We start from the raw sequence: 26,505 nt of genomic DNA on the forward strand, positions 1-26,505 counted from the left end.
AGTCCCTGCCCGGCGTCCGCGAGGGTCAGTGCCGGTTCAATGCCGGTTCAGCCGGATCACAGGTCCGGGAACCACAGCTTCAGCTCGCGCTCGGCCGACTCCGGCGAGTCCGAACCGTGCACCAGGTTGTACTGGGTCTCCAGCGCGAAGTCGCCGCGCAGGGTGCCCGGGGTGGCCTTCTCGACCGGGTCGGTGCCGCCGGCGAGCTGGCGGAACGCGGCGATCGCGCGCGGGCCCTCGACGGCCAGCGCGACGAGCGGGCCGGACGTGATGAACTCCAGCAGGTCGCCGAAGAACGGGCGCTCCTTGTGCTCCGCGTAGTGCTCCTCGGCCACGGAGCGCTCGACGGTGCGCAGTTCCAGCGCGGCCAGCTTCAGGCCCTTGCGCTCGATGCGCGAGACGACCTCGCCGACGAGGCCGCGCGCGACGCCATCGGGCTTGACGAGGACCAGCGTGCGTTCAGTCACGACGGTATTTCTCCTTGTGCGGATTCGTGTTATTCGGCGCTGAGCCTATCCGACGCCCCGGCCGGGCCGGTCAGCGCCGCTGCGGCTGCAGCGTCTTCGACCACAGCGAGGCCCCGGTCGCGTCGCGCAGGTCGACCGTCAGCGCTCCGCTCGCACCGTCCACATTCACCTCGCCGAAGTGCTGGAATCCTTGCAGCGGCGAGGAATTCTGCGTCTGCGGGGCGTGCACGAACACCGCTTCCGGGCCGAACGTCGGGTCGAGTTTGTTCGGGCCGAACGCACCGGCGTTGAGCGGGCCGGAGACGAATTCCCAGAACGGGTCGAAGTCCTGGAACGCGGCGCGCTCGGGCGAATAATGGTGCGCGGCGGTGTAGTGCACGTCGGCGGTCAGCCACACGACATTGCGCACGCGGTGGCGCGAGATCTGGTTCAGCACCCAGGCCAGTTCGGTCTCGCGGCCGCCGGGCGCGCCGGGCAGGCCGTTGGCGACCGCCTCGATGTCCTTGCCGTCCGGAACGACGAGGCCGATCGGCATGTCCGCCTGGACGATCTTCCACGTCGCGGTGCTGCGCCGGAGCCCGTCGGCCAGCCAGCGGGCCTGCGCGTCGCCGAGGATGTGGCCGGGTTTGGCCTGATCGGAGGTATTGGCGTCGCGGTAGGTGCGCATGTCGAGGACGAACACCTCGACCCGGCTGCCGTAGCGGAAGTTGCGGTACACCCGGCCGTCGACGGCCTGCTTGCGGTCGATCGGATGCCATTCGTGGAACGCCTGGAACGCGCGCCGGGCGAGGACGTCGGCCCGCTTTTCGGTGTATTCGGGGCGGTCGTTGAGGATTTCGCCCGGGTACCAGTTGTTGACGACCTCATGGTCCCACCACCTTTGACAACTAACTACACTGACAGGGCGTCTACCAGCGAGGATAGCGACGATGAGCGCACCAGCACCACGGAAGCGGCGGCGGTTCAAGAAGCAACTGAGCGAGCGGCCGCCGGTCGTCCCGTTCACGCCGGAAGACGACGCAGCAGTCTGCTACGCCCGTCAGTCGCACTTCTCCGACGAGAGCATGTCCAGCGAAGTGCAGGTCAGGGACACCCACCGGTGGACCAGCGCGTACGACGTGCCAGTCGTCGCGACTGTGGAGGATCTGCACGTCTCCGGCGACCTGGAGCCCCACAAGCGGGACGGGCTCAGGCTCTGGCTATCGGATGCACCACCTCAGCCGTGGAAGACCCTGGTCGTGCCCAAGCTGGACCGGCTCGTGCGCAACGTCATGGACGCACTCACCCTGCTGGAGTGGCTCCGGGCACGTGGCAAGCGCCTGATCTGCATCGCCGAGGGCATCGACTCCAGCAACTCGATGTCCGAGTTCATGATCACCTTGATCGCCGCGTTCGCCCGCATGGAACGCGAACGCATGAGGGAGCGCTTCCGCTCGGCGAAGGCGGCCCTCAAGGAGGCTGGTCGCTGGGGCGGCGAGGGCCATATCTACGGCTCCATGCCGGTCGAGTTGCCCGGCGGCGGCTGGGTCCTTGGAATCGACCAGTATGCCGTCAAGATCCTTCACCAGCTGTCCAAGAAGGCTCGGTCGGGCGACGGCCTTACCGACATGTCTCGGTGGCTGAACAAGAACAACATCGTCACGCCGAGGGACCGTCAACTTCAGCTGGGGGCCGAGCGACGCGGGCAAGATCCCACCACGGTCGAGCTGAAGGGCTACAAGTGGCAGTCGAACACTCTCGGCCGCCTGCTGACGGATCCAGCGCTAGTGGAGTTCGGCATCTTTGAGCCCGCGGAGCAGGCAGAGATCGTCGCCCGGCTTGCGGAGAAGTCACGCCGCAAGACGCGTGGCAGCAATCAGCCGTACGAGTTCTCTGGCATCTTGGTTTGCCCGGAGTGTCACGAGAACCTTTGGCATCGCCTCACCTGCGTCAAGCGGAAAGGCAAGGACGGTGCCCCGGTCGAGTACCTATACAGGCACTGGCAATGCCCATCCCGAAAGCACGGACCGGCGATGAAGGCTGAAGAAGTCGAGCCGTTGGCCACGCAGGCTTTTTACAAGATCTTCGCCATGGTTCCGGTCCGCGAGCGCATCATCCTGCCGCCGACCAACCACGCCAACCAGATAGCGAAGCTGGAACGGGAGTACGGCAAGTTGATGTCCGAGGTCGCGCGGGCCAAGTCTACGGCGGACCGGCGTCGGATCATGGATGATGGAGACAAGATTCTGTCCGACATCGATACTCTCCGGGCACTTCCGGCCGATCCCGGGGGTGTGCAATGGGTGCCAACTGACCGGACTTGGCAGCAAGAACTAGAGGGGATGACACCGGAGGACCGGCGGCTCAGGTGGCTTGAACTGGGCTTCTCGTTCGCGGTCCAGAAACGGTACGACGGCACTTGGTCCGCCGGATGGCGATTGCCGAACGGTTGGCAAGAAGCCATGCCAGAAGTAGCCGAATGGTACAGTCAGCCCACCGACGTTGAATCGACGATAGCGATCGTAGACTTACCCTATCCAAAAAATACGCAATGAAGTTTAGTTGGCGGTAGCCCTGACACGGATACAGCTAGCCTGCACCTTCCGCCTCCGCATCACGCTTTCGAGCTTCCTCCCTCGCCACATCGATACGCTCGTAGACCCTCGGTGGCGCTATCGTCGCGACCGTCTCCCAGTCATGCGCTGGCGTGTCTGCGGCGAGCACGCGCGATCCGTCGCGACTAAAGAAGCGTAGATCGAGCGATAGCACATGCAAATCATGTACATTCATGCCGATATCACGCACCCAGAATTTAATATACGGCGTCGAGTTTTCGAAGTCCGCTATGCCCACACCAGAAGGCGAGGTCGCGCGAATATCCGACGAACCAATAGACCTCCTAATAACCAGGCGATGCGTTTCAAGAGGGCTAACAAAAGTAACTCGCCCACTAGAATAACCAAAGAAGTCAAATCCTCCCGTGTCGACAACATCGATACGGGCCGGAAAATTTGATACATTGACTATTTCAACCGTAGCAGTGACGATAAAAAGATAACCTTCACCCTCCTGGACGACAAGAGCAGCATTTCTGGATACAGATTTTTCTTGCAAGCTACGCGAAATATCACCTGAGAATATTTTCTCCGCACTTGAAAGCGCAGCAAGTCGCGGGGCACCTGCTAGGACAACTCCATTGTGCCTAATAATTCCACTAGCATCGTATCCCCCACAGACTCGGATATACACATAAGGAGTTTGCGCATCCAGCTGAGCCTTGAGGAATCTTTCTTCGGAATTTTCGCTTTGAACCCTCTCTCTTTTCTCCACTCTCTCTGCTCGATCTTCTGCAATCCGAGCACGCTCTTCTTGTCTCTCAGCATTCCGTTCCGCAATTCTTACCTGCTTGTTCACCGCATCCACCTGATCCTTTGCAGCTTCAGCTGATTTTCGCGTATACCACGCTGCAGCACCAGCAAAAACTAGTGCGCCCGTAGTCGCAAAGGCCGACAGCCACTCCGGAAATCCGTCAGGCATAATATAACCTCCATGTAATCACTAAAAGACGATTGCACATGCCCGCCTAAGCGCATCAAATAGTAGCAATTAACTATTGAACGCCCCCTGCAACTTCAGTCCCAAAAACCCGACGATAATCCTCACGGGCAAGTGACATTACGTTGATCCTTACCAAAGATAACCACCCAAAGGTTTCCTGAAAGAAAAGATGGATCCGGACTGCAGATCTCCCGCTTTTCAAGCTTCTCTTTTGGTATTCTCTCCAGCCTGGTCGTGTTCCGATAAAGAACGGTTGTTGTTCCATCTTCGACCTTAAGGACATATCCGACACGAGCATCGCCTCCCTTTGCTTGGATAATCTCCGCGGGCTGCCAAGACGACGGAAGGTAAAGTAAACCTACCGTAAAGGAGAACAGTAATGGGAACTGCCACTCTTCAAGCAGAACTTGAGGAAAGCTTCTTAAACGCTTCTTAACTTCCTTGGATCGGCGCCTCTTGAGGGCCTTGCCCAGGAACACCAGGATGCCTACCGCCGCAGCAGCAACCATCATCAACCATGGCACCAGCAGGAGCGCACCCGCGAAACACAGCCCACCCCCATACTGAGCCCAACTGTGAGCATCACCGCTCAATCGCAAACTAATGCGCAGCAGGTAGTATCCCAAAAATATCATAATAAAAGGCAGCTGATCTATGACAACAGTCAGAACAATGGCCTTTAGGTCAAGGGAGGCCAACAGGGCAGCCCGTGCCGAGGAGTCATCTCCCGCCAGTCCGACGACACGAAAGATAGCCACCACGAACGGCGCGATAGGAATCAGTATAGGGGCAAACTTTGAGAGGCGATCATGATTTTTTTCTTCTGAATTAGGGCTAGAACTGTTCCCAGCCGTCGAGACGACTGTTTCCTGCGGTGCATCATCGGCCGCACTGTCATCCTGTTTCACCATGTAATGATTACACAAGTTGGCCCTAACGCATAAACTTTCGCATGAGCCATCACTCGCAGTTCGGCCAATGGTTCCGATCTGTGGATAACCCATCGGGACAGTGATCAGCAACCTTGAACTATGGATTGTTGCTGAATAGTTGCCCTGAAGTTAGCAGGTCGCATACGGCGTCGACCTTATCGGCAAGCTGATCGACATCCGCGCCGTCAACGACAACCCACAGATCGCCGTCTGAACATGCAATGAGGGTCGCCGCAACCCGACGCGGCGCGGGCAAAGCTAGGCGGCCGATAGCCAGTTGAGCTTGTCGCACGGTGGCGCTCTGCGTGAGGCGGCTGGATCGAATAGCGTCACGCTCGCTCGTACCGCAGTCCGCGCCCTCGGAGTGCCCCCGCTCCGAGGCATCGGGCCTGTTTGCCTTGCGATCGGGGACAGATCGTTTGCCATCGGAGGCTCGGCAGTAGTTGTGGTCATCGTCGTTGCCCTTCCGGTTGTGGCACATCGGCGTCTGTTGTGTGTGGGAGGTGTGGTCGGCCAACGGCCGTCACCTCTCCTCGCCTGGCTGAAACCAGACTGGGGAGGGACCCTCGTGCGGCTCGAAGTCGGTTAGGTTTCCGTCCAATCCCGACACTTCCCGGCGGCCGATCCCTGGCGTCCCTGCGGCAGGTTTACGCTGGCCAGAGCCAGGACTTTGACGCAGGGACCCGTCAGGGACAACTCCCTGGTTCCCTGCTAGGTCCCTGTTCGACGCTTTGCTGCCCCGGTCGACAAGCGCAGAGGTGACGTCCTCCGCGCGGACCACCTTGTTCCCGCCCGACTTGACGGGCGCGACTCCAAACACAGCGAGCGCGGCCGTGAGGTCCCGGAAGTTCCACTCGTCGTACTCACCGGGGTTAAGTCGAGCTAGCCGGCTCAAGACAACCTGCGTCCGGACACGACGCTCCCCATTCAGCACCGCATCGATATCGGCTAAGTGGTCAGCGACCGGTCTCTCCTCGATCTCCGGCTGCGTGGTTGATTCGACCGCCCGGCCCGCCTCTTCGATCAACGCCACGGCGCGGGCAATCACCGGGGTCACCTCATCGACCCCGTCTTCAAACGGCACATAGAACGTACGGACCAGCTCGAACGTCTCGTCAGTGATGCCGACCGCGACACAGGTTCCCCGGTCAGTGTTGATCCGCAGCTCAGTCGCGCGGACGCCAGCCGCGTACTTGCCGGAACCCAGCAAGCCGTCATTGGCAACCTGGTCAGCCACCGAGAACGCGACACCGCACGAGACGTTGCGAGTGATCTCACGAGGGATGCTGTCCTTTGTCGGCGATTGAGTGGCCAGCAGCAGCACGATGCCGTACTTACGGCCTCGCTTGATCAACCGGACGGCCAACTCCGCGGCTTTCTTGCCGAACTTCGGGTGCTGGAACAGTTCGTGACACTCATCGATCCCGCACACCAAGGGATGCAGTCCAAGCCCACGCTTGTCCGCCAGCTTGCGCGAAACCTTCGGCGGGCGGCCCGGCTGCTCCCCGAGCACCTTTCCGCGTCGCTCCATTTCAGTCAGCAAGTCCGCCAACGCCTGGGTAGCCGCCTCGGCCACGCTGTCGTCCATGCCCATCCGGTATCGGGAGAGCCGCGGTCGGAACGGCTCGAAGTCGGGAGACTCCCCCATCACGAACGCCCACAGTTCGACCGTGGGATCGAGCGCCGCGCCGAGCAGCAATGTCCGCAGCGCCGCCGACTTCCCTTGCCCCGGACGGCCTCCAATCAGCCAGTTGACCCCGAGCAACGGCGCGTTGATCACCAGGCCGCGTTGAGACAGTCCGAACGGGACGCCCTCGAAAACGTCAACCTGTCCCTCGTGGACCAGCGGCCAGGCCCCGGCACCACCCCGCAGAACGCCCTTGTCAGCGATCCACAGGTCGAGGATTCCGTCCTCATCTCCCTTGGTAGGCCAGGTTTCCAGTGATGCCCGCCCGAGGTTCGCCGCCAATTTGGACCGACGCGCGGCCACCATGTCCGCGGTGACTCCAAGCGGCAACCTGACCTGCGCGAACGTGCCGTCGCCGTCCTTGCGGGCCGCCACGGTGTAAACCAGCTCGCCGCCGTTGCGATAAAACCTGTCCAGCGGGCTGATTCCCAGGTGCGCCAACGCCTTCGAGATCATCCGCTCGTCAATCCATGAATCGGCGTCGTCCCGATCAGGCCGCACCAGCCAGCCGGCGCCCGGAGTCCGGTCCCGGCCTTCAAACGCCGCCGCCACGACCGCCACCAGCGGCAGCAGGACCAGCAGAAGCGGCACAACCGTTGCGAATGCCGACCATGCAGCTTCCGCTCCTGTGTAGACATTCGCCAGCCACGGCCACATGTCCGCCCGGTCCATCACCGAGTCGAGCAGCCACAACGCTGCCGCCACAGGTGCGGCGACACGCAGCGTGATCGCGCACCGGCGGAGCACGATACCGAGCTTGGCCCACCGCGCAGTGGCGTCCGACCGGATCAGCTCCTGCGCGGCACGCCGTGCTTCGGCATCCCCCGCCAGCCGGGCGCGACGGGCGTCCGCTCGCAGGTCGGAGTAGGTCGCCCAACTCCAGAACTTGACCAGCCAGCGCCAGTTGCCGCGGAGTACGAACCACACCAGCCGGGCAACATCCTGCGGAATCTTCCTTACTCGGTAAGCGGCCACTGACCGAGCCCTCACGAGCCGACCGGACCGCCAGACCCGCGCTGCCCAGTAGGCACAGCGCTGCCACGGGTGACCGAGGGATCGGGCTGTTACGCGGCACGGTTTGGGCAACGTGTCATCGATCAACTCCCCATCGAGTACCGGGCCGACGTGTTCGACACTTCGGCCGCCGTTCCGGGCCAACTCGGTGCTTTCGCGTTTCTCCCGGCTTGAATCAGTCATCGGCCCGCACCCCCTTGCCGATCTCGGCAGTCAAGGCCGACGCAAGCCGCGAGGACAGACCGCGGGAGCACCCTGTCGTCTCCCGCGCCCATGCCGGAGTGATCGTTATCTCGGGAGTCCACGCGTTCCGGGCATCGGTCAGGTAGTCGGCGAAGAGCTTCCGTCCGGCAGCTCGGTGCCTGGACTGCGTCGCCGATTCATGGACCGCGACCACCGGCTCATGAACGCTTGCCCGCTCGGTGGCGTTCATGAACGCCACCGTCACCGCCTCGGTGAGTTTGTCCCGCAGGTCAGTGACTGCCTCGGCGGCGACGAACACGACCAACGGCGGCACCGAGTGCAACACCACTCCCGCTGGCGAACCGGCCGCCCACGACGACCAGGTGTTCATGACGTAGGTCGCGGCCAGCGTCAGCCACTTCGCCGCCCTCACCCACGCTCCGGTGCGGACCTGGTACCGAGCGGTCACCTGCTCCGCCCGCAGAATCGCCAGCAAGACCAGGCACACAGTCGGATCAAGCAGCCACGCCGTCAGCCACGGCAGCGACCCGAATGCGGCGCCGGCCGCGGCGAACCATTGGACATTGGCCGTGGTGAACGCCAACCCGAGCACGATCCCGGCCCAGCACAGACGATCCACCTGCGCCCGGACACGTTCCACCCGTAGCGCCACGACGTCGGGATGGGTCTGCCAACGGCGGACGTCGGCCGCCTCGGCGGCGTCCTCGGCCAGCCGCCGAGCACGCCCCGGCACCGTTGTGACTTTCCGAGTCTCGATGGTCATCGGCGACCACCACCCCGGCGGCGCGTGGTGGTGTCCAGCGAGGTGACTGTCAGGACGCGCGTCAGGACATAGGCCGCGATGAGGTCCGGTGCCCCGAGGACCACCAGTACCAACACCGGGTTGTGAACATGAGTGATCACCAGCCACTGAACGCCCATGAACGCCGCACCACTGAACAGGACTCGCCCTGCGAGCGAGACCACGCGGGAACCTTCGCGGGCAGCATCGGCAGCCCGCCGCGCCTTGCGCACGCCATACCGCCACACTGCGAAAAGGGCCATCAATGCCCCGGCCCCGACCAGAATCTGTGTGGACGTCAGGTTGAGCGTCATCGCGCCTCACCGCCTTCACGGCGGCGAAGCCACACCGGGTACAGGGCACGCCGGTCGGTATCCGGCAATGCACCCCACACCCCGAGCGTGTCCGGCCCTGCCGTACGAAGGTCCAGTTCCCGGCACTCGTCGATCACCGGGCAACCCGCGCACATGCGGAAAGCCAGTTCCCGGTCCGGCGTAGCTTCGCCGCACAGCCGCGGCATGTCTGCCCGGTCGAACGCCCAGAAGCACAGGCCGTCACGGGCTACCACTTCGCTCAGGACGTCGTCCGGAACCTCGGCGTACTGGTCGAGTTGAGCGGCCATCTCCGTGTAGTCGTAATCGGTCATCGCGCACCGCCGTTGAGTACGCGCTGGAGTTCCGCGGCGGAGATGACGAGCCGGGAGCGTCGACGCTCCGCGCGGAGCGTGCCGACCCGGATAGCGCGATGTAGCTCGTCGCGGTCGATGCCGAGAATCCACGCGGCATCGGCCAAGGAGTAGAACGCCGGTCGACCGGCGTCAGGAAAGTTCTTAGGCATTAGTTGAGTCCCTATAAGTCAAGAACGATAATTTAGTCGCAAATTGTGCGCTGATTTAGTCGCATCAGAGCACGCGAATGGTCCGAATGCGCGACGCGGTGTCGATCTCGACCCCGCGGTTTCCGTTAAGCGCTAATGTCGGCGCTGAGGCGGACCACGGAGGAATAGGTGTCGGAAGACTGGGCGGCGGTCGCGAAGACCATCAACGAGCGCGTCCACGCGCTCGGATGGAAACAACGCGAACTGGCCGAACGCTCGCAGGTCTCCCAGGCGATCGTCCGCGAAATTCAGAACCACACTGTGGAGCGCAAGCGCAGTGACCGGACGCTGGAAGCGCTGGCCCTGGCACTCGGCTTGCACCCCCAACACCTGATCGCTGTCTTGCACGGCCGCATCCCGCCCGCGCCGGGCCAGCCGCGCGAAGACATGGAAGATGCTGTGTCGGCGCGGCTTGCCGTCATCGAGCGTCGGCTGTCCGACATCACCGACGAACTGGCGGCACTGCGCGTGGATATCGCCGACGCATTGAGTCGGCCGGACAGGCAGTAGGGGTGCCATGCCCAGGCACGTCGAATGCCTAGGCGGCCGGGAGACCGGTTCGGTTTCGTCTGCGTTCATGCCTCAAGAAAACGGCATCGACACGCGTTTTCGCAGGTGGCTGAAGTTAACCGCGGCCCCATTAACCGCAATTAACCGTGCAGGTCAGAGCGGTTATCAGTGGTGGGCTCCAGATGGCTGAAACAAGGCTTCAGGCGGTTCGCCGAACCCTCGGGTACAAGGCCGATGACGTCATCAAGATGCTGCTTCGCCGCGCCGACTCACTCGCCGTTCCTGTCATGTCGGCGACGAGCCTCAAAACAAAGTTGTCGCGATGGGAGAACGGGCGCGAAGCGGTCAGCCAGCCATACCGGCGGCTCTTCCGAGACGTCTACGGACGTACCAATGAGGAACTTGGCTTCCCGGACGAAGAGACGAACGATGAGGCGGAAGAGCTAGTCTCCCGCCTCGCTCTAGCTCGATCCGTCGACGCGGAGACAGTCGAGATCTTCAAACGCCAAGTCGACCAGGCGCGGCATGTCGACCGCCGGTTCGGCGGCGTGGCACTGCTCGACCAGTTACGCAGCAATATCGGGCAGCTTCAAAGCCTTCTCAACTTCAGCACGATGCACGGACAACGCGAGGCGCTGGCCGGCGTTCTCACTGAGGCATCCGCGCTCGCCGGGTGGGAAGCGCTTGACCGCAACGCCATTCGGCAGGCATGGGAGCACCACGAGACAGCTAAGGCAGCCGCACGCGAAGCTGGCTCGCCAATCCTGCTGGCGCACTCAACTGCGCAGCAGGCATTCATCTTGATCGACCTCGGCGAGATCGAGCCCGCGGTTGGGCAACTCGGCGAAGCACGCGCGATCGCGGAGCGCACCGCGCCACCTGTGTTGCGCGCGTGGATGGCGGCAGCACACGGAGAAGGGCTTGCGGCAGCGGGTCAACGGGACGACGCGCTGCGGGCTTTCGATTCGGCGGACACGCATTTGCCCACCGATCCCGTTGATCCGGCGCTGCCGTTTCTGTTCCTCGGCGGCGCCCACCTCGACCGCTGGCGTGGCCATGCTCTGAGCAGGCTGGGCGAAGCCGACGCGATCCAGCAACTCGCCGACGCACTGCCCCGCCTGCCGCCAGACTTCATCCGGGCCAAGACAGGCATGTTGGTTGACCTGGCTTTCGCGCACGCAGCGGCAGGCAATCGAGATGCCGCACTCGATCACGCACGCCAGGCACGACGGCTCGCCGCGCAGATCAGGTCGGACCGCCAGCTACGCCGTCTCAGCGGACTGATTCTGCCCGGCAGTGCCTCCGCCATTGCGTGACGCGATGTAGTACAGCAACGGAACCAACGCACCGGCGCCGAGGACTTCCTTGCGCAGAGCCAGTTCCGGAATCCTGGCAAGCGGAACCCATTCCAGACGACCGACTTCCTCAGTGTCGGTAGGCTCGCCGACCTTCTCGGCGTCGCGCCACAAGTAGACATCGGTCGGTGCCGTCACTTGACCTGGCAGCGGCTCGAAGCCGATCAGATGCTCGGCCTCGCCGAGAGGCTGATAGCCGCTTTCCTCACGAATCTCACGAGCAGCCGTTGCGGCGGGGTCTTCGCCTTCCTCCACCAGGCCGCCGAGCAGTTCGTATCCCCACTGATCGGTGGCGAACCGATAGCGCCAAAGCATGAGGACCTGGTCCTGGTCGTTCACGATCAGACCGATCGCGATCGGGGCCAGGTGCACGACGTGGTACTCCCATCGCTCCCCGTTCGGCGCTTGAACATCGGTCAGCCCGAGGCGCACCCACTTGTTGTCGTAGACAGTCCGTTCGCCAAAGGTCTCCCAGGACCCAACCTCGTCAGTCACCCCGGGAGCCTAGCGCGATTCGATGCGGGCCTTAAGCCGCTCAAGGCGCCGAAGCTGGCGGGCGGAACCGATGTCCGCGGCAAGTGTCTGGGCGCGGCGGATGTGCACGTGGGCTTGCTCATGCTCGCGCATCGCTACGAACGCCATCGCCAGGTCAACCCGCAACGCGGTTTCGGCCCGCACAAACGTCGGGTCGAGACGGCTAAGCGCGTCAGTCAGGACGTCGACCGCTTCTGGCTCGCCAATTCTGGCCAGCGCGTGGCCACGCCAGCGCCCAAGGTGCACCGCGTCCAACGCGAGGTACGGCCCGGCGTCTTGTTCACCCTCGTCCGCCAGCAGCGAGGCAGCCTGATCGAATGCCCGCAAGCTCGCCGAACGCTGACCGTCGGCCGCCAGCACTTCGCCGTGGGCGGCAGCCAGCCACGACCTGAGCAGCCTGTTCGTACTCCGGTCCGCGTCCCGCCGTACGGTCTCCATCAAGTCGACCGCCACCGCTGAATCGCCAATATCCAGCAGCACGAACGCCTGGCCCGCGCGTGTGTGCGCCTCGAACGCCCGGCCTGCCGGTTCTTTGGCGGCTGCCGTGCCACTTGCGTAGTGCTGCCACGCCTGCGCAGCGTTGCCCAGGTCGAGCGCCTGCCACCCGGCGAGCGTCCGCAGCTCCGACAGCAAGGCCGCCAGCGCCTCACGGGTAGTCGGCATGACGCTGTGCCCCATCAGCTTGCCGACCTGATCGATCTTCGCGACGACCTCATCGTGCGCGAGGATCGCGCCCAACTGCCGGTCAAGCCGACGCGTGACGTTGAGCTGAGCTCGCAAGAGATCAAGGACCGTGTTGTCAACCCGAGCGGACGCACGGAGAAGCGCTCGGAACTCACGGTCGTCGTCAGTGGCTTTCCGGGAATCCCGAGGCGGGGCGAGCAACTCGTCAATCCCGACGCCGAAGATCCTCTCCAGCAGTCTCGCGGTGGCGGGCTGCGGTCGGCCTAGCGCCTTGCCGCTGTCTCCGCGCCCCGAGGCCAGTCTCTTCACGTGCCGAGCACTGAGCGTGCCTGGTTCTCCGCAGTCCTTCGCGAAGTTCGTCGCGAAGGCGGAGAACTCGTCGTAAGTCTCATGTCGCCCGCGGATGAGCTGTTCGAGCAGAGTCCGCGAAGTGCGCGGCTCCTGCTCGTCGCTCATGCTGCGCTCCCTGTCCCGTGGCCCTGGCGCGGCACCGTCGTGGCCCTCCAATGACCTTTCGATGAAATCAGTCTAACTGCGACGCTGATGTCAGCGCATCTATTGGCGTCGGCCGGTCCATTGCGACCACGAGAGGCCGGGTTGCATCGGGAGGTTTCTCATGGGCTGGTGGATCAGCTTCGACGGCACAGAGGTAGACACCGATCCGGAGACTGGCGCAGTCATCTGCGAGGACCAGAATGTCCGGATCTTCGCCGAGTCCATGCTGAGCCACATCGAGCGAGGCGTCACGGTTGAGGCGCTCGCCGAGCGGACCGGGCTCGATGAATTCCCGATCCGCGTCGCGCTCGACATCGCACGGGAGCATCGGTGTCAGGCTGGCACCGGCGAGATCAACCCGGTGCACAGGCACGCTGAATGAAGCAACGCCACAACCGCAGCGGCGGCTGCCGTGCACGCTCCGCACTCCTCGGCGTGGAACTACGCGCCGCACGCGAAGAGAAGCAGTACGGCGTGCGCGAACTGGCACGGCGAATCGGCGTGAATCCGGCGCAAATCAACAGTTGGGAATCGGCCCTGCGGAGCCCAGACATGATGGACATCGCCGGAATCCTCGGCGCGCTCGGCGTGGTCGGCGAGCGGAAAGAACGCATCTTGGAGGTCGCCAGACTGGCCGAGTCCGAAGCTATCGTGCTAGGCCAGGCAGACAAACCGCATCACATTGAGGCCGCGGAGGCATGCGCTCGCATGGCGCGCAGCATTGTCGACTGGCACTCGTTCCTAATTCCGGACATCGTGCGCACCCGCGCTTACGCCGAAGCTGCGCTCCACCTCAGCGCGTTCCCTCGCGAGGCCGTGACGGAGGATCTGCTGAACACTCGAGCGCTGGCCGCCATCGGTCATCTTCACGTGAACGCAGACGTCGCTATCTTCATCGGCGAGCGTGCGATCACGCACACCATCGGCAACCCGCTCCTAGCCTTGCAGCAATTGCGGTCCCTCCTCTTAATGACTGACCCACAGCGCGCGCCGAACGTCACGATCAACATCGTGCCCAGCCGCAACGGCGGAACCGAGCAGGCGTTTACCCGCTACTACACCCACGCCGGGCCGATCACCTACGTCTCGCACGGGTTTTGCGGCTCGTTCACACTGGACCACCAGGAACTGTACGGTGCGGTCATAGATCAGCTCGCCGCTACTGCTTGCAACCCCCGGGAGTCAGCGATCCTGATCGAAGAGCACATTCAGCGACTTGATCACGAACTTACGGACGGGAATTGAATTCCCTGCGCGCACACCAAGGGCGCTACTTTAACAAATCATGAGCCTGTAAACAAACTTGACCCGAAGCTTACATGGTGATCCAACGTATTACGCCACGTCGTACGCGAGATTAAATCAGGACTCCATTCGTCATGGCAAGTTAGTCAATATGACCTGACTTGAAGGAACCATAAAAACACTACGAGACACGGGCTCTAAAAGAGCAAGCTGTCCACCAGAAGACCCAAGCAATAACATTTGTCTAATTTTTCCATCCCTGCCGGTGACTGACTTAAGAGACAACGGAATCCGGGCTGGGTCAACGTATTCCACAGAGTAGCGCTTCGGCCTAAGGTCACCCACAACGCGCAACTCCAGCCACGTCGCAGGTGCTGAAAAATCAGCCCGGTCGGCGGACCCGTAGGTCGCCGCCAAAGAGTACAAGAAGTAGTAGATAGAGACCGCAATAGATATACCCGCAAGCGCAATATATCGCCGAATCGAGCGCTCTGACACAGTTCGCGATAGCTTCCCTAAGCGGCCTGCGACCCATTTAGACCTATCCGCAATCCACCTAGATCTCGCAAAACTTCTGTTCAAACGTTTGACGCGTCGCAGATTTGACTTACCCTTTCTCGTTAATTTAAGTCCAGCCTTCCGCGCTTCTTCAAGCGTCCTTCTTCTCTTGATAATTTCCGACCAGAGCTCTTTGCGAGATATCAAAACCCCGTTCTGATCAGTCCGCAAGTCAGAATTAAAGAAGCTTCGCACTGTTAGTCGCGCACTTAGGCGCATGATCCTGGAAAGATCCGCGCGGGCAGCCTCTATTTCCGCAACACTTTCTCGAAGCTCATCACTTGTGCTACGTATTTCTACTTCCAAGTCACGCAGTCTTCGCATATTTCGCACAGCGGCGTCAATGGTCGCCGCCGCAAGTTTTGCACCGTCACTTATCGCGCGGTATACAGACGTCGCACATACGGCGAGCGTGGTTGCAAATACTAGAATTGGCGTAAGAGAAAGCATTCTTTGCGCCGCATTTAGTGGACTTATTCCCGCCTGCGACGGATCCAGATCGAAAGCTTTAAAATACTGATACGCTATGACATACGAAAAGAACTCAACTATCAGCACGGTAAGCGAAATACCAGCTATAACTTTAGAGACGACGCCCTCTCGCGGCGGTTTCGCACTACGTGCGGTGTTCGCGACCTTAGGCGTAATTGGACGCGCACGAACAACTTTCGATCGTGGTAGTCTGGAAACCATTTGACCCTCCCGCCCCAGGTCGCGTTACTCTTTCACCGCGATCCACCAATCATGCGGGTGCCAAAAGTTGAGCTGACTGCTCGCCCAGCTACTCGCGCACACAGTTTACAGCCCGCGAATGCAGCAGGTGCAGTCGGCTTCGAGCGCGACGGCGCGCGCATCTACAAAGTTCGACTGCATACACAAATGATCACCACTATCGGAACACTCGATGCGTACTGGCTGGTGCGGCGCACGTATTGGTTCGCCAGGTCGCTGTGCGAAGGCTCCGACGCTGCGCTCCCGCCCGACACCGACGTCGGGCACCCACAGCAGGTGCTAGTGTTGTTAGTTGTCGTACTTGGTGGTCATCCCACTGGACATAAGCGGGAACTTCCGCGGCGAATCGGCGGAAGTGGGCGTCGAGCCGGTTGTAGGCGTGCTGGCCGCGGTATTCGTCGAGGGTTTCGGCGACCTTCGACTTCTCCGGCGTCACGATGTTGTGCCAGGTGCCCGCGCCGCCGGGCAGCGTGACGGTTTCGGTGAGCGGGCCGTCGGCGTACACCGTGTCGCCGCTGTGCAGGAAGAGGTCCGGACGGCGGTCGGCCATCGCGGAGAAGATCGTCATGCCGCCGAGGGCCGGGTTGATGCCGTAGTTCTGGCCGACGACGTCGCCGCTCCACAGGATCCGCGTGTTCGCGCGGCCGACCGGCGCGGTGGCGAACCGGCCGGCGACCGGCTCGCTCGCGCTGCGGCCGTCGAGGTCCACGGCGGTGACGCGGTAGTGGTACTCGGTGCCCGGGGCCAGCCCGGCGACGCGCACCTTGCCGGTGCCGCCGGTGGCGGGCGTGACGAACGGGCCGGGCACCCGGCGGGCGTGCCGGAACGACGGGTCGCGCGCGACCTCGACCATCAGCCGCGCCGGCCGGTCGGCCCGCGACCACACGATGCCGGAGCCGGCGGTCACGTCCCCGGACGCGACGCCGTGGGCGAGCACCGGACGGTCGCGGCGGACGAGCGGGGCCGCCGAGGCGGAACCGGGCAGCAGCAGCCCGCCTGCCGCGGCGAGCGCGGGGACGGCGATCCCGGCTTTGAGCACGGAGCGCCGGGAAGGGGTCGTTTCGGTCATGGCGGCCGTTCTATCCGGCGACCACGGCCAAGCGGCCAACTCGGGCTGACCGCCGGGTGAACGGCTCACTCGCCAGGAGGAAGCTCACAGCCGGCCGTCACGCTCGGTGTGCTTCCCGAACCATCTCGTGCTCGCACTCGCTCGGTTCGGACAGCGGACGCTCCACAAACCCGTGCCGCTGATACAGCGCCATAGCGTGCTCGTTGCCGCCCGCGACGCGCAACGCCAGCTCGCCCGCCCCGCGTCCCTCGCTCCAGCGCACCACGGCCCGGATGAGCGCGTCCCCGACTCCCCTGCCGCGCGCCGACGGAGCGACCCACATCGACATCAGCTCGGCTTTGTCGCCGCGTTCGGAAAGGTGCCCGCTGACCATCCCGGCCGGAACGCCGTCGAGGTCGGCCAGCACGTTGAGCGACACGTCGCGCAGCCGGGCCCGCCAGCGCGGTTCGGCGTCGCCTTCGCCTTGCCAGTCCGCGAGTTTCGAGCTGAACGCCTGCGGGTCCTCGCGCAGCGCCGCCAGCCGGAGGTCGCGCCACTCCGCCCAGTTCTCCGCGCTCAGTTCCCGCACCACGATCACACTTGCACCGTCGCCGTGGCGGCCCGGCCGTTACATCGGAATAGGGTGAAACCATGCGCATCGACCGGCTCGACCACCTCGTCCTCACCGTCGCCGACCTCGGTGCGACGGTCGATTTCTACACGCGCGTCCTCGGCATGGCCGAGGTGACGTTCGGGGCCGGCCGCAAGGCGCTGACGTTCGGCGCGAGCAAGATCAACCTGCACGAGGCCGGGCACGAGTTCGAACCCAAGGCGGACCGGCCGACGCCGGGCAGTGCGGATCTGTGCCTGATCACGAGCGATTCGCTGGAGCAGGTCGTGGAAGACCTCGCCGCGCACGGGGTGCCGATCGAGGAGGGCCCGGTCGACCGCACGGGCGCGACCGGTCCGATCCGCAGCGTCTATTTCCGGGACCCGGACCGGAACCTGATCGAGGTCAGCGTCTACCGCTGAGCCGCACCTCGCGGGAGTACACCGGCGCGGCGCCCGGTTCCGGGAAGCATTCGAGGAGCAGGTCGCCGCGGAGGTCGTCGAGTTCGTCCGGCGCTTCCTCGAGCAGCGCGCCGGCCCAGGCTTCGAGCGATCCGGTCTTCAGCGCGGCGTCCGGGACCGGGCTGAACCCGCCCGGCCCCATCGGCGTCCAGCCCGGCTCGCCGTCCGCCCGGAACGACAGCCGCCACCAGTACGGCTGCCAGTAACGCCCGGGGCTCAAGCCTGCGGCTGCTGCTGGCTCGGCAGCGTGCCCGCGGCCATCCGGCGCGCGACGTCGCGGCGCAGCCACAGGAACCACACGAACGCGGCCAGGAAGATGATCCCGATGATCGCGATCGCCGGTTGCGTGACGCCGACCGCGATGATCGCCAGCTGCAGCAGCAGGATCACCGGCACCGCCCAGACGTGCTTGAGCATCCCGCACAGCACGATCAGCACGACCGCCAGCGCGATGACGGTCCAGCCGGTGAAGCTCGTGATGCCGCCGCCGAGTTTCGCGACCACCGGCAGCGCGAGCGCGACGGTGATCGCCTCCATGATCAGCGTGCCCGCCATGACGCCGCGGAAGCCCTTCATCGGGTCCTTCGCGGGCGGCTTCACCGGAGTGTCCGGGGTTTCACTCATGCCGGCTCCTTCCCGAACAGCGTGCGCGCGTCGCCCGCGGTGACCACGGAGCCGGTCACCAGCACGCCGCCGCCCGCGAGCGGTTCCTCCGGGTCGTCGTTCTGCTCCACGAGGCCGATCGCGGTCTCGATCGCGGTCTCCAGGTCGCCTTCGGCGAGCACGCGGTCCTCGCCGAAGATCGACGCGGCCAGTTCCGCCAGGTCCTCGACCGGCAGCGACCGCGGCGACGAACTGCGCGTGACCACGACGTCGGAGACCACCGGCTCCAGCGCGTCCAGGATGCCGCGCGCGTCCTTGTCGGCCAGCACGCCGACGACCGCGACGAGCCGGCGGAAGTTGAACTCGTCGGTGATCGTCGCGGCGAGCGCCCGCGCGCCCATCGGGTTGTGCGCGGCGTCGACCAGCACTGCCGGGGCGGCCCGCACGCGTTCGAGCCTGCCCGGGTTCTCGACCTCGGCGAACGCCTCGCGCACCGCCTCGACCACGAGCTGTTTGTCTTTGCCCGCCCCGAAAAACGCCTCGACCGCGGCCAGCGCGAGTGCCGCGTTCGCCGCCTGGTGCGCGCCGTGCAGCGGCAGGAAGATCTCGTCGTAGACGCCGCCGAGGCCCTGCAGCTTCAGCATCTGCCCGCCGACCGCGACCTCGCGTTCGAGCACGCCGAATTCGCTGCCCGCGCGCGCCACCGCGGCGTCGACCTCGACGGTGCGCTTCAGCAGGACGTTCAGCACCTCGGGGTCCTGCTCGCCGATCACCGCGACCGACCCCGGCTTGATGATCCCGGCCTTCTCCGCGGCCGCGTCGGCGGGCGTCGGGCCGAGGTATTCGGTGTGGTCCAGCCCGATCGGCGTGATGACCGCGACCTGGGCGTCGGCCACGTTCGTCGCGTCCCACGCGCCGCCCATGCCCGCCTCGAGCACCGCGGCCTCGACCGGCGCGTCGGCGAACGCCGCGAACGCCATCCCGGTGAGCACTTCGAACTTGCTCATCGGCACGCCGTCCTCGCTCGCGCCGTCCACCATCGCCACGTACGGCGCGATGTCCTGGTACAGCTCGGCGTAGCGGGCGGCGGAGACCGGACGGCCGTCGAGCGCGATCCGCTCGGTGACGAGTTGCAGGTGCGGGCTCGTGTAGCGGCCCGAGCGCAGGCCCATGCGGGTCAGCAGCGAATCGACCATCCGCGCGACCGAACCCTTGCCGTTGGTGCCCGCGATGTGCACGACGGGGTAGCCCTGGTTCGGCTCGCCGAGCAGCGTCATCAGCGCCTGGATCCGGGTGAGCGACGGTTCGAGTTTCGTCTCCGGCCAGCGCTGGTTCAGCTCGGCCTCGGCGGCCATCAGGTCGCGACGGGCCTCCGGGCCGTTCTCGTCGCCGAACTCGGCGGGCGCGCCCTCGTCGTCGAGCTCGTGCAGCTCGGCGCCCTCTTCGGCGTGCAGGTCCGGGACCGGGCCGAGCGCCAGGTTGTCGCCGAGCTGGCCGATGCCGCCGATCCCGCCGCGCGACCCGCCGCCGACGGTGTACGCCGCGTCCGGCGCGTCGAGGTCCGGTTCCAGCTCGTTGCCGGGATCGTCCTCGTCGCTGTGCGCGAGCGCGCCCAGTTCGTCGACCCCCGCGAAACTGTCCGGATCGGCGAGATCCGGCCGCCGGGTCTCCTCGGGCTCCTCACCGCGCGGCACTCGTGCACTCCTCGAAGTCGCTGTCCCGGCGCGGTCGCGCGACCGGGAAGACCAGGCGAAAGGTTCGGCCCGGCACACCGTCGAGCGTACCCGGGGCCGCCGCGCGCCCAGCGCCCCCGGGGCCTGCGCGTGATCACGCCCGCAGCGATCCGTGGCAAGGTCGGGAACATGCCCTTCGACCACAACCATCACTACCACCCTGCCCTGCTCCGGCTCCTGCCGCCGGGCCCCGGCCGAGCACTGGACGTCGGCTGCGGCGACGGCCGGTTCGCCCGCAGGCTGGCGGCCGCCGGAATGACCGTCGAAGGCATCGACACGTCGGCGGAAATGATCACCCGCGCGACGTCCGCCGGTTCGCCGGGACCGGGCACAGTGGAGTACCGCCGCGCGGACGTGACGACCGAGCCGCTGGAACCCGAGGCCTACGCGTACATCTCCTGCCTGGCCTCCCTGCACCACGTCCCGTTCGAAACCGTCACGAGACTGCGCGACGCCCTCGCCCCCGGCGGCGTCCTGGCCGTCCTCGGCTGCGCCCGCCCCAGCCGCCCCGGCGACTACGCCCGCGAACTCGTCGCCGCCCCCGCGAACGTCGCGGCCCGGCTGATCGTCTTCTCCGGAGACCGTCTCAACGGCGGCCCGGACCCGATCGCCAAGGCCCCGGTGCACATGAAATTCCCGCCGCTGAACGACGTCCGCCGCGACGCCGCGCGCCTGCTGCCCGGCAGCACAGTCCGCCCGCTGGTCTTCTGGCGGTACCTGCTGACCTGGCGGAAACCCACGGATCACCCCGCAGCCGGGTGAAAACCCGCCCCGACCACCCGATCGGCGGAGAGCGCGCACGCCCCGCTTGCCGAAAGGTAAAGCGGGTCGACCGCTAGGGAGGACGGGATTCGCATGCGCATCATCCGAATCGTGCTGGCCGCGATCGCGGCCATCGCACTGCTTCTGTCGACGGCGGCGGCCGCGAGCGCCGCGCCCCGGCACTACCGCCACTACGTCGCCCTCGGCGACTCGTACACGTCGGGCCCGCTCATCCCGCTGCCCAGGCTGGATCCGTTCGGCTGCTTCCGCTCGACGTCCAACTACCCGTCGATGGTCGCGGATTCCCTCGACGTGGACCGCTTCACCGACGTCAGCTGCGGCGGCGCGGACACGTCGGACATGACCAGCCCGCAAAGCGTGCCGCTGGGCCAGAACGCCCCGCAGTTCAACGCGCTGCGCTCAGACACCGACCTGGTGACCGTCGGCATCGGCGGCAACGACTCGGGCCTGTTCGGCAAGCTGGTGGACACCTGCCCGACCCTGCGCGCCTCGGATCCGACCGGAAACCCGTGCCAGCAGCACTTCACCGTTGACGGCGTGGACACGATCAAGGCGCTGCTGCCCAAGACGCAAGCCGCCATCCAGCAGGTACTGGCCGGAATCCACGCCCGCTCGCCGCACGCCAAGGTGCTGGCCGTCGGCTACCCGCGCATCGCCCCCGCAGAAGGCTATTGCCCCGACGTCCTGCCCTTCGCCAACGGCGACTACGCCTGGCTCTCCAGCGTGGAAGAAGCCTTGAACGCAGCAGTAAGCAACGCCGTCGAGGCGGACGGCCAATCGTCCTATGTGGACACCTACACGCCGTCCTTCGGCCACGACGCCTGCCAACCCCAAGGCGTCGCATGGATCAACGGCAAAGACCTGAACCTGCTGGCCGCGGCCCCCTACCACCCCCTCTACGCCGGGATGGAAGGCGAAGCAAAGGTAATCCGCCAGCAACTCCGCTAAAACGCCGTGAGGGGCCCCTTCACGGACTCAGATTCCCTCAAGGGGCCCTTCACGGACCGCGGACCCGCCGCCCCGCCCCGCCGGGATGCCGGGATGCGCCCCAATGTGGCATTGGGTGCATCCCACGCACCGAACGCCACATTGGGTGCGCCACATGCACCCAACGCCACATTGGGGCGCTAGCCCCACTCACAAACCGCAGCCGACGCACCCACCGACGGAGGCACCCCACACCGCCCCCAACCCCGATCCGAAGCCACCCTGCGGTTCGGGGGTGCTTGTCAAGGCATCTTTCCCGCCTTGACAAGCACCCCCGAACCGTCAGCACTGAGGTTTCCCCCGGGGATCGGACACCGGGTTTTATGCCGCGTGGGCGTGGTGGTGACGATAGCTGAGACGGGTTTCGTGGGGTGTTCGGTAGTCGAGGGTGGAGTGCAGGCGGTGGTGGTTGTAGTAGGCGAGGTAGGCGAAAACCGCTTGCCTGGCTTGGTGTCGGGTGGGCCAGGAGCGGGTGCCGATTTCGGTTTTGAGGGTGGCGAAGAAGGATTCGGCGGCGGCGTTGTCGTAGCAGGACCCGGTCCTGCCCATGGAGGCCCGGATGCCGTGCGCGGTCAGGGCGGCGCGGAATTCGGTGGAGGCGTATTGGGTGCCGCGGTCGGAGTGGAACACCGCGCCCGGGCCGGTCAGGCCGCGGTCCGCGGCGAGGGCGATCGCGTCGCAGACCAGGCCGGCGCGCATGTGCGGGGCGAGGGCGTGCCCGACGATTTCGCGGGTGTGCAGGTCGAGCACGGTCGCCAAATACAGCCAGCCCTCTTCGGTGGGCAGGTAGGTGATGTCCCCGACCAGCCGCCGGCCGGGGGCGTCGGCGGTGAAGTCGCGGCCGATCAGGTCCGGCGCGGCCGCGGTCGTGTCCGGCCTGGTCAGCGAGTGCCGCCGGCGGCGGGTGTTCCCGGCGAGCCGCCGTTCGCGCATGACCCGCTCCACCTTCTTGTGGTTGACCGTCTCGCCGCGGCGGCGCAGTTCGGCGGTGACCCGCGGGCTGCCGTAAGCGCCTTGGTGGGCGGCGTGGATCCCGGCGATCTCCCCGGCCAGCCGCTCCTCGGCCCGCGCCCGCTCCTCCCGCGCCGGGGCGGCGGCGAGCCATTCGTAGAACCCCGGGCGGCGGACCCCGAGGACACGGCACAGCCGGGCGACGCCGTAGGCGGCGCGGTGGGCGGAGATGAACCGGCAGCTGCGGGTCAACGACCCATCTCCTGCGCGAAATAGGCGGCCGCTTTGCGCAGGATCTCCTTTTCCTTCTCCAGCTCCGCGACCCGCTTGCGCAACGCCCGCAGCTCCCGCTCCGCCGCGTCCCCGCCCGACGCGGCCGCGCTCTCGGCGCGGTCGACCGCCCGCACCCACGTCCGCAAGGTCTCGTGATTCACCCCCAGCTCACGAGCCACCTGCGCCAACGGACGAGCCGACGACCGCGCCAACGCGACCGCATCCCGCCGGAACTCCTCCGGATACCTCGACGAACCAGACACAACAACATCCTTCCCCAGGCCAAAGCCAAGGATCAGAGTGTCCGGGCCACCGGGGGAACCTCACACAATCAACCTTCGGGGGTGGGGGCCCAACCCCCAGCGCAATGTCGCCCGCCAGAGCGACGAGCCGCCCGAGAAATCAGGACGCAGGCAACGCACCCAACCGAGCCTCGATCCGCCCGATATCGGCAACAGCAGTCTCCCGCCGCACCTTGATCTTCTCGATCACATGCTCCGGCGCTTTGGCGATAAACGCCTCATTGCCCAACTTCCCCTCAGTCTGCGCCAATTCCTTCCGCGCAGCCCCGAGGTCCTTCTCCAGCCGCTTCCGCTCGGCAGCGACGTCGATGGTCCCGGAAGTATCCAACTCCACCGTCACCACGCCGCCAGCCAGCGCGACCTCCAGCGAAGCACTGACCGAGAACCCCTCCTCCGGCTCGGTCAGCCGCACCAGCGACCGAATCGCATCCGAGTGCCCCTCCGGATACGCCTCGCCGGTCAGCCGCGCGGCGACCTTCTGCCCGGGCTTCAGTCCCTGATCAGCCCGGAACCGCCGGATCTCGGTAATCAGCTTCTGCACATCAGCGACCCGAGCGTCCGCGACCGGATCCGCATACCCCTCGACCGCCGAAGGCCAAGCCGCGATCACCAACGACTCGCCACCGGTCAAGGCAGTCCACAGCTTCTCGGTCACGAACGGAACGAACGGGTGCAGCAACCGCAGCACGGTGTCCAGCACCTGCCCCAGCACCTTCCGCGTAGCCTCGACCCGCGCGGAATCCCCTTGGTACAGCTGGACCTTCGCCAGTTCCAGATACCAGTCGCACAACTCGTTCCAGGTGAACTGGTACAGCGCGTTGGCGACCTTGGCGAACTGGAAGTCCTCGAACAGTCCGTCCACTTCGGACACCAAGGTCGCGAGCCGCCCGAGAATCCACCGGTCGGACTCGGTCAGCTCGGCAGCAGGCGGCAGCGAGCCCGCCGCGGTGGCTCCGTTCATCATCGCGAACTTGCTGGCGTTCCACAGCTTCGTGCAGAAGTTGCGGGATCCGGCCGCCCATTCGTCGGCCAGCGCCATGTCCGCGCCCGGGTTCGCGCCGCGGGCCAGGGTGAACCGGGTGGCGTCGGCCCCGTAGGCGTCCATCCACTCCAGCGGGTCGATCACGTTGCCGCGCGACTTCGACATCTTCTTGCCGTTCGCGTCGCGGATCAGGCCGTGCAGGTACACGTGGTCGAACGGCTGGCGGCCGTCCATCTGCTGCACGCCGAACATCATCATCCGCACGACCCAGAAGAACAGGATGTCGTAGCCGGTGGACAGCACGCTGGTCGGATAGAACTTCGCCAGGTCGTCCGTCTCGCCTGGCCAGCCCAGCGTCGACATCGGCCACAGTCCCGAGGAGAACCAGGTGTCGAGCACGTCCGGGTCCTGCGTCCACCCGTCGCCCGACGGCGGCTGCTCGTCCGGCCCCACGCACACGACCTCGCCGTCCGGCCCGTACCAGACCGGGATCCGGTGCCCCCACCACAGCTGGCGGGAAATCGTCCAGTCGTGCATATTGTCGACCCAGTCGAAGTACCGCTTCTCCAGCTCGGCCGGGTGGATCTTCGTCCGCCCGTCGCGCACCGCGTCGCCCGCGGCCTTGGCCAGTTCGGCGACCTTGACCCACCACTGCAGCGACAGCCGCGGCTCCACGACCGTGTCGCAGCGGGAGCAGTGCCCGACCGCGTGCACGTACGGCCGCTTCTCCGCGACGATCCGGCCCTGCTCGCGCAGCGCGGCGACCACCGCGGGACGCGCCTCGAAGCGGTCGAGGCCCTCGAACGGACCGGGCACGGTGACCTCGGCGCGCTCGTTCATGACGGTCAGCATCGGCAGGTCGTGGCGGCGGCCGATCTCGAAGTCGTTCGGGTCGTGCGCCGGGGTCACCTTGACCGCGCCGGTGCCGAATTCCGGGTCGACGTGCCGGTCCGCGACCACCGGGATCTTCCGGCCGGTGAGCGGCAGCTCGATTTCGGTGCCGACCAGGTGCGTGTAGCGCTCGTCGTCCGGGTGCACGGCCACCGCGGTGTCGCCCAGCATCGTCTCGGCGCGCGTGGTGGCCACGACGATCGAGGCGTCGCCGTCGCCGTAGCGGATCGACACGAGTTCGCCGTCGTCGTCGCTGTGGTCGACCTCGATGTCCGACAGCGCCGTCTGGCAGCGCGGGCACCAGTTGATGATCCGCTCGGCGCGGTAGATCAGGCCGGCGTCGTAGAAGTTCTTGAAGACTGTCTGGACGGCCTTGGACAGGTTCTCGTCCATGGTGAAGCGCTCGCGCGACCAGTCGACGCCGTCGCCGAGCCGCTTCATCTGGCCGAGGATCTTGCCGCCGTACTCGGCCTTCCACTCCCAGACGCGCTCGACGAACTTCTCGCGGCCCAGGTCGTGGCGAGACAGGCCCTCGCCCGCCAGCTGGCGCTCGACGACGTTCTGCGTCGCGATGCCCGCGTGGTCCATGCCCGGCAGCCAGAGCACCTCGTAGCCCTGCATCCGGCGGCGGCGGCTCATCGCGTCCATCAGGGTGTGGTTGAGCGCGTGGCCCATGTGCAGGCTGCCGGTGACGTTCGGCGGCGGCAGTACGATCGAGAACGGCGGCTTCTCCGACGTAGCGTCAGCCGTGAAGTACCCGGCCGCTACCCAGCGGTCGTACATCGGGGCTTCCTCGGCGGCCGGGTCCCAGGCACCCGGAAGGTCGGTTTTCTGCTGCGGAGCGTTCTCGGTCACAATGGACAAGTCTACGAACCCGCCGCGGCGGGGTTACGCAGGGGGAAAGGCGGTGCGCCGATGACTCGGCCGGAGGATCCGGACGACCGGATGGAAACCCATCCGGACCTCATGGACCCGGAGTGGCGCAAGCACGCCCAGCGGGACGCGTGGCTCGGTGCCAAGAAGGACATGAAGAAGCGGCGCAAGCGCGAACGCCGCAACGCTCCGTCGCCGGTGTACGGCCGCGGCGGCGCGGTGCCGAGCCGCTGGCCCGGGATCGCGGCGATCGTCGGCCTGGTCCTGCTGCTCGCCGCGGCGGTCGTGGTGCACCAGGTTCAGCCGATCGGGGTGAACGACGACAAGATCGGGTACGTCGTCGGCCTCGGCTCCCCCGCCGCGCCAAGCACCCGGCCGCTCTAGCTCAAAAGCCGTG

Annotated in this window: 25 protein-coding genes and 2 pseudogenes; 9 read left to right on the plus strand and 18 right to left on the minus strand. The window is 65.5% G+C overall.

From position 1 onward, the window contains the following. Nucleotides 1-56 precede the first annotated feature (56 nt). Nucleotides 57-467, minus strand: a complete 411-nt coding sequence (gene ndk, locus L3Q65_RS22180; RefSeq protein WP_020660996.1) for a nucleoside-diphosphate kinase — start codon at nucleotides 465-467, stop codon at nucleotides 57-59. A 70-nt stretch (nucleotides 468-537) separates the two neighbouring features. Further along, a pseudogene (locus tag L3Q65_RS22185) lies at nucleotides 538-1,347 on the minus strand (alkaline phosphatase); the annotation flags it as partial. Between the two features lie 49 nt (nucleotides 1,348-1,396). Between L3Q65_RS22185 and L3Q65_RS22190 the strand changes: the two are divergent. Then, nucleotides 1,397-3,001, plus strand: coding sequence for a recombinase family protein (locus tag L3Q65_RS22190; RefSeq protein WP_237600703.1), 1,605 nt, complete (start codon nucleotides 1,397-1,399; stop codon nucleotides 2,999-3,001). 34 nt (nucleotides 3,002-3,035) lie between these two features. On the opposite strand, the gene L3Q65_RS22195 is transcribed toward L3Q65_RS22190, so the two are convergent. The 7 genes from L3Q65_RS22195 to L3Q65_RS22225 form a co-directional block, all read right to left on the minus strand. After that, nucleotides 3,036-3,983, minus strand: a complete 948-nt coding sequence (locus tag L3Q65_RS22195; protein ID WP_237600704.1) for a hypothetical protein — start codon at nucleotides 3,981-3,983, stop codon at nucleotides 3,036-3,038. 122 nt (nucleotides 3,984-4,105) lie between these two features. Beyond that, the gene (locus L3Q65_RS22200; protein WP_237600705.1) at nucleotides 4,106-4,915 is read right to left on the minus strand and encodes a hypothetical protein; all 810 of its coding nucleotides are present in this window, start codon (nucleotides 4,913-4,915) and stop codon (nucleotides 4,106-4,108) included. A gap of 544 nt (nucleotides 4,916-5,459) precedes the next feature. Beyond that, on the minus strand, nucleotides 5,460-7,598 hold the full coding sequence (locus tag L3Q65_RS22205; protein WP_237600706.1) for an FtsK/SpoIIIE domain-containing protein: 2,139 nt from the start codon (nucleotides 7,596-7,598) through the stop codon (nucleotides 5,460-5,462). Between the two features lie 214 nt (nucleotides 7,599-7,812). Further along, nucleotides 7,813-8,604, minus strand: a complete 792-nt coding sequence (locus L3Q65_RS22210) for a hypothetical protein (RefSeq protein ID WP_237600707.1) — start codon at nucleotides 8,602-8,604, stop codon at nucleotides 7,813-7,815. Then, entirely contained in the window at nucleotides 8,601-8,936 is a 336-nt protein-coding gene (locus L3Q65_RS22215) for a hypothetical protein (RefSeq protein ID WP_237600708.1), read from the minus strand. Before L3Q65_RS22215 ends, L3Q65_RS22210 begins: the two co-directional genes overlap by 4 nt. After that, the gene (locus L3Q65_RS22220; RefSeq protein WP_237600709.1) at nucleotides 8,933-9,268 is read right to left on the minus strand and encodes a WhiB family transcriptional regulator; all 336 of its coding nucleotides are present in this window, start codon (nucleotides 9,266-9,268) and stop codon (nucleotides 8,933-8,935) included. The genes L3Q65_RS22215 and L3Q65_RS22220 overlap by 4 nt, the downstream gene beginning before the upstream one ends. Further along, nucleotides 9,265-9,459, minus strand: a complete 195-nt coding sequence (locus L3Q65_RS22225; protein WP_237600710.1) for a helix-turn-helix domain-containing protein — start codon at nucleotides 9,457-9,459, stop codon at nucleotides 9,265-9,267. Before L3Q65_RS22225 ends, L3Q65_RS22220 begins: the two co-directional genes overlap by 4 nt. Before the next feature lie 168 nt (nucleotides 9,460-9,627). On the opposite strand from L3Q65_RS22225, the gene L3Q65_RS22230 reads away from it, so the two are divergent. After that, nucleotides 9,628-10,008: an XRE family transcriptional regulator gene (locus tag L3Q65_RS22230; RefSeq protein WP_237600711.1), complete on the plus strand. Its 381-nt coding sequence runs from the start codon at nucleotides 9,628-9,630 to the stop codon at nucleotides 10,006-10,008. 182 nt (nucleotides 10,009-10,190) lie between these two features. Beyond that, a complete protein-coding gene (locus tag L3Q65_RS22235) occupies nucleotides 10,191-11,324 on the plus strand; it encodes a tetratricopeptide repeat protein (RefSeq protein WP_237600712.1) in 1,134 nt (377 codons plus the stop codon). Here the strand turns inward: L3Q65_RS22235 and L3Q65_RS22240 are convergent. Then, nucleotides 11,271-11,858, minus strand: coding sequence for an NUDIX hydrolase (locus L3Q65_RS22240; RefSeq protein ID WP_237600713.1), 588 nt, complete (start codon nucleotides 11,856-11,858; stop codon nucleotides 11,271-11,273). The genes L3Q65_RS22235 and L3Q65_RS22240 overlap by 54 nt on opposite strands. Before the next feature lie 9 nt (nucleotides 11,859-11,867). Continuing rightward, nucleotides 11,868-13,037 (minus strand): hypothetical protein, encoded by a 1,170-nt coding sequence (locus L3Q65_RS22245; protein WP_237600714.1) that lies wholly within the window; start codon nucleotides 13,035-13,037, stop codon nucleotides 11,868-11,870. Between the two features lie 160 nt (nucleotides 13,038-13,197). Between L3Q65_RS22245 and L3Q65_RS22250 the strand changes: the two genes are divergently transcribed. Continuing rightward, nucleotides 13,198-13,458, plus strand: coding sequence for a hypothetical protein (locus tag L3Q65_RS22250; RefSeq protein ID WP_237600715.1), 261 nt, complete (start codon nucleotides 13,198-13,200; stop codon nucleotides 13,456-13,458). Next, nucleotides 13,455-14,321 carry a Scr1 family TA system antitoxin-like transcriptional regulator gene (locus L3Q65_RS22255; protein ID WP_237600716.1) on the plus strand — a complete coding sequence of 289 codons (867 nt, stop codon included), beginning with the start codon at nucleotides 13,455-13,457 and terminating at the stop codon, nucleotides 14,319-14,321. Before L3Q65_RS22250 ends, L3Q65_RS22255 begins: the two co-directional genes overlap by 4 nt. Before the next feature lie 1,588 nt (nucleotides 14,322-15,909). Here the strand turns inward: L3Q65_RS22255 and L3Q65_RS22260 are convergent. Continuing rightward, a pseudogene (locus L3Q65_RS22260) lies at nucleotides 15,910-16,680 on the minus strand (alkaline phosphatase); the annotation flags it as partial. Between the two features lie 97 nt (nucleotides 16,681-16,777). After that, complete coding sequence (locus L3Q65_RS22265) at nucleotides 16,778-17,257, minus strand: N-acetyltransferase (protein ID WP_237600717.1); 480 nt, start codon at nucleotides 17,255-17,257, stop codon at nucleotides 16,778-16,780. Nucleotides 17,258-17,310: 53 nt separating this feature from the next. Here L3Q65_RS22265 and L3Q65_RS22270 point away from each other — a divergent pair, with 53 nt between their 5' ends. Continuing rightward, nucleotides 17,311-17,691 (plus strand): VOC family protein, encoded by a 381-nt coding sequence (locus tag L3Q65_RS22270; RefSeq protein ID WP_182894144.1) that lies wholly within the window; start codon nucleotides 17,311-17,313, stop codon nucleotides 17,689-17,691. Here the strand turns inward: L3Q65_RS22270 and L3Q65_RS22275 are convergent. Genes L3Q65_RS22275 through L3Q65_RS22285 form a run of 3 tightly spaced genes read right to left on the minus strand, consistent with a single transcriptional unit; the run spans nucleotide 17,675 to nucleotide 20,027 of the window. Next, complete coding sequence (locus tag L3Q65_RS22275) at nucleotides 17,675-17,950, minus strand: hypothetical protein (protein WP_182894143.1); 276 nt, start codon at nucleotides 17,948-17,950, stop codon at nucleotides 17,675-17,677. The genes L3Q65_RS22270 and L3Q65_RS22275 overlap by 17 nt on opposite strands. Next, nucleotides 17,947-18,354 (minus strand): DUF4233 domain-containing protein, encoded by a 408-nt coding sequence (locus L3Q65_RS22280; protein WP_182894142.1) that lies wholly within the window; start codon nucleotides 18,352-18,354, stop codon nucleotides 17,947-17,949. The genes L3Q65_RS22275 and L3Q65_RS22280 overlap by 4 nt, the downstream gene beginning before the upstream one ends. Beyond that, complete coding sequence (locus L3Q65_RS22285; RefSeq protein ID WP_182894141.1) at nucleotides 18,351-20,027, minus strand: folylpolyglutamate synthase/dihydrofolate synthase family protein; 1,677 nt, start codon at nucleotides 20,025-20,027, stop codon at nucleotides 18,351-18,353. Before L3Q65_RS22285 ends, L3Q65_RS22280 begins: the two co-directional genes overlap by 4 nt. A gap of 168 nt (nucleotides 20,028-20,195) precedes the next feature. Here L3Q65_RS22285 and L3Q65_RS22290 point away from each other — a divergent pair, with 168 nt between their 5' ends. Both L3Q65_RS22290 and L3Q65_RS22295 read left to right on the plus strand, forming a co-directional pair. Further along, nucleotides 20,196-20,828 carry a bifunctional 2-polyprenyl-6-hydroxyphenol methylase/3-demethylubiquinol 3-O-methyltransferase UbiG gene (locus L3Q65_RS22290; RefSeq protein ID WP_237600718.1) on the plus strand — a complete coding sequence of 211 codons (633 nt, stop codon included), beginning with the start codon at nucleotides 20,196-20,198 and terminating at the stop codon, nucleotides 20,826-20,828. Nucleotides 20,829-20,921: 93 nt separating this feature from the next. Beyond that, on the plus strand, nucleotides 20,922-21,797 hold the full coding sequence (locus tag L3Q65_RS22295; RefSeq protein ID WP_182894139.1) for an SGNH/GDSL hydrolase family protein: 876 nt from the start codon (nucleotides 20,922-20,924) through the stop codon (nucleotides 21,795-21,797). A 360-nt stretch (nucleotides 21,798-22,157) separates the two neighbouring features. On the opposite strand, the gene L3Q65_RS22300 is transcribed toward L3Q65_RS22295, so the two are convergent. Together L3Q65_RS22300 and L3Q65_RS22310 are read right to left on the minus strand one after the other, a co-directional pair. Continuing rightward, nucleotides 22,158-23,323, minus strand: a protein-coding gene (locus L3Q65_RS22300; protein ID WP_370648201.1) for an IS3 family transposase whose coding sequence is annotated in 2 segments (ribosomal slippage) — nucleotides 22,158-23,054 and nucleotides 23,057-23,323 — 1,164 coding nt in all. Because the reading frame shifts where the segments join, the coding sequence is not laid out codon by codon here. A 139-nt stretch (nucleotides 23,324-23,462) separates the two neighbouring features. Continuing rightward, nucleotides 23,463-26,090 (minus strand): valine--tRNA ligase, encoded by a 2,628-nt coding sequence (locus tag L3Q65_RS22310; protein ID WP_182894138.1) that lies wholly within the window; start codon nucleotides 26,088-26,090, stop codon nucleotides 23,463-23,465. Between the two features lie 60 nt (nucleotides 26,091-26,150). Between L3Q65_RS22310 and L3Q65_RS22315 the strand changes: the two genes are divergently transcribed. Next, nucleotides 26,151-26,492: a hypothetical protein gene (locus tag L3Q65_RS22315; RefSeq protein ID WP_182894137.1), complete on the plus strand. Its 342-nt coding sequence runs from the start codon at nucleotides 26,151-26,153 to the stop codon at nucleotides 26,490-26,492. Nucleotides 26,493-26,505 lie beyond the last annotated feature (13 nt).

Source organism: Amycolatopsis sp. FU40, from assembly GCF_021903635.1.
Classification (GTDB): Bacteria; Actinomycetota; Actinomycetes; order Mycobacteriales; family Pseudonocardiaceae; genus Amycolatopsis; species Amycolatopsis dendrobii.

Bases quoted from the DNA above. Each gene is read 5' to 3' on its own strand.
- L3Q65_RS22190 (WP_237600703.1), top strand. From the start codon at position 1,397: ATGAGCGCACCAGCACCACGGAAGCGGCGGCGGTTCAAGAAGCAACTG.
- L3Q65_RS22195 (WP_237600704.1), bottom strand. From the start codon at position 3,983: ATGCCTGACGGATTTCCGGAGTGGCTGTCGGCCTTTGCGACTACGGGC.
- L3Q65_RS22200 (WP_237600705.1), bottom strand. From the start codon at position 4,915: ATGGTGAAACAGGATGACAGTGCGGCCGATGATGCACCGCAGGAAACA.
- L3Q65_RS22210 (WP_237600707.1), bottom strand. From the start codon at position 8,604: ATGACCATCGAGACTCGGAAAGTCACAACGGTGCCGGGGCGTGCTCGG.
- L3Q65_RS22215 (WP_237600708.1), bottom strand. From the start codon at position 8,936: ATGACGCTCAACCTGACGTCCACACAGATTCTGGTCGGGGCCGGGGCA.
- L3Q65_RS22220 (WP_237600709.1), bottom strand. From the start codon at position 9,268: ATGACCGATTACGACTACACGGAGATGGCCGCTCAACTCGACCAGTAC.
- L3Q65_RS22225 (WP_237600710.1), bottom strand. From the start codon at position 9,459: ATGCCTAAGAACTTTCCTGACGCCGGTCGACCGGCGTTCTACTCCTTG.
- L3Q65_RS22235 (WP_237600712.1), top strand. From the start codon at position 10,191: ATGGCTGAAACAAGGCTTCAGGCGGTTCGCCGAACCCTCGGGTACAAG.
- L3Q65_RS22245 (WP_237600714.1), bottom strand. From the start codon at position 13,037: ATGAGCGACGAGCAGGAGCCGCGCACTTCGCGGACTCTGCTCGAACAG.
- L3Q65_RS22250 (WP_237600715.1), top strand. From the start codon at position 13,198: ATGGGCTGGTGGATCAGCTTCGACGGCACAGAGGTAGACACCGATCCG.
- L3Q65_RS22255 (WP_237600716.1), top strand. From the start codon at position 13,455: ATGAAGCAACGCCACAACCGCAGCGGCGGCTGCCGTGCACGCTCCGCA.
- L3Q65_RS22270 (WP_182894144.1), top strand. From the start codon at position 17,311: ATGCGCATCGACCGGCTCGACCACCTCGTCCTCACCGTCGCCGACCTC.
- L3Q65_RS22280 (WP_182894142.1), bottom strand. From the start codon at position 18,354: ATGAGTGAAACCCCGGACACTCCGGTGAAGCCGCCCGCGAAGGACCCG.
- L3Q65_RS22290 (WP_237600718.1), top strand. From the start codon at position 20,196: ATGCCCTTCGACCACAACCATCACTACCACCCTGCCCTGCTCCGGCTC.
- L3Q65_RS22295 (WP_182894139.1), top strand. From the start codon at position 20,922: ATGCGCATCATCCGAATCGTGCTGGCCGCGATCGCGGCCATCGCACTG.
- L3Q65_RS22315 (WP_182894137.1), top strand. From the start codon at position 26,151: ATGACTCGGCCGGAGGATCCGGACGACCGGATGGAAACCCATCCGGAC.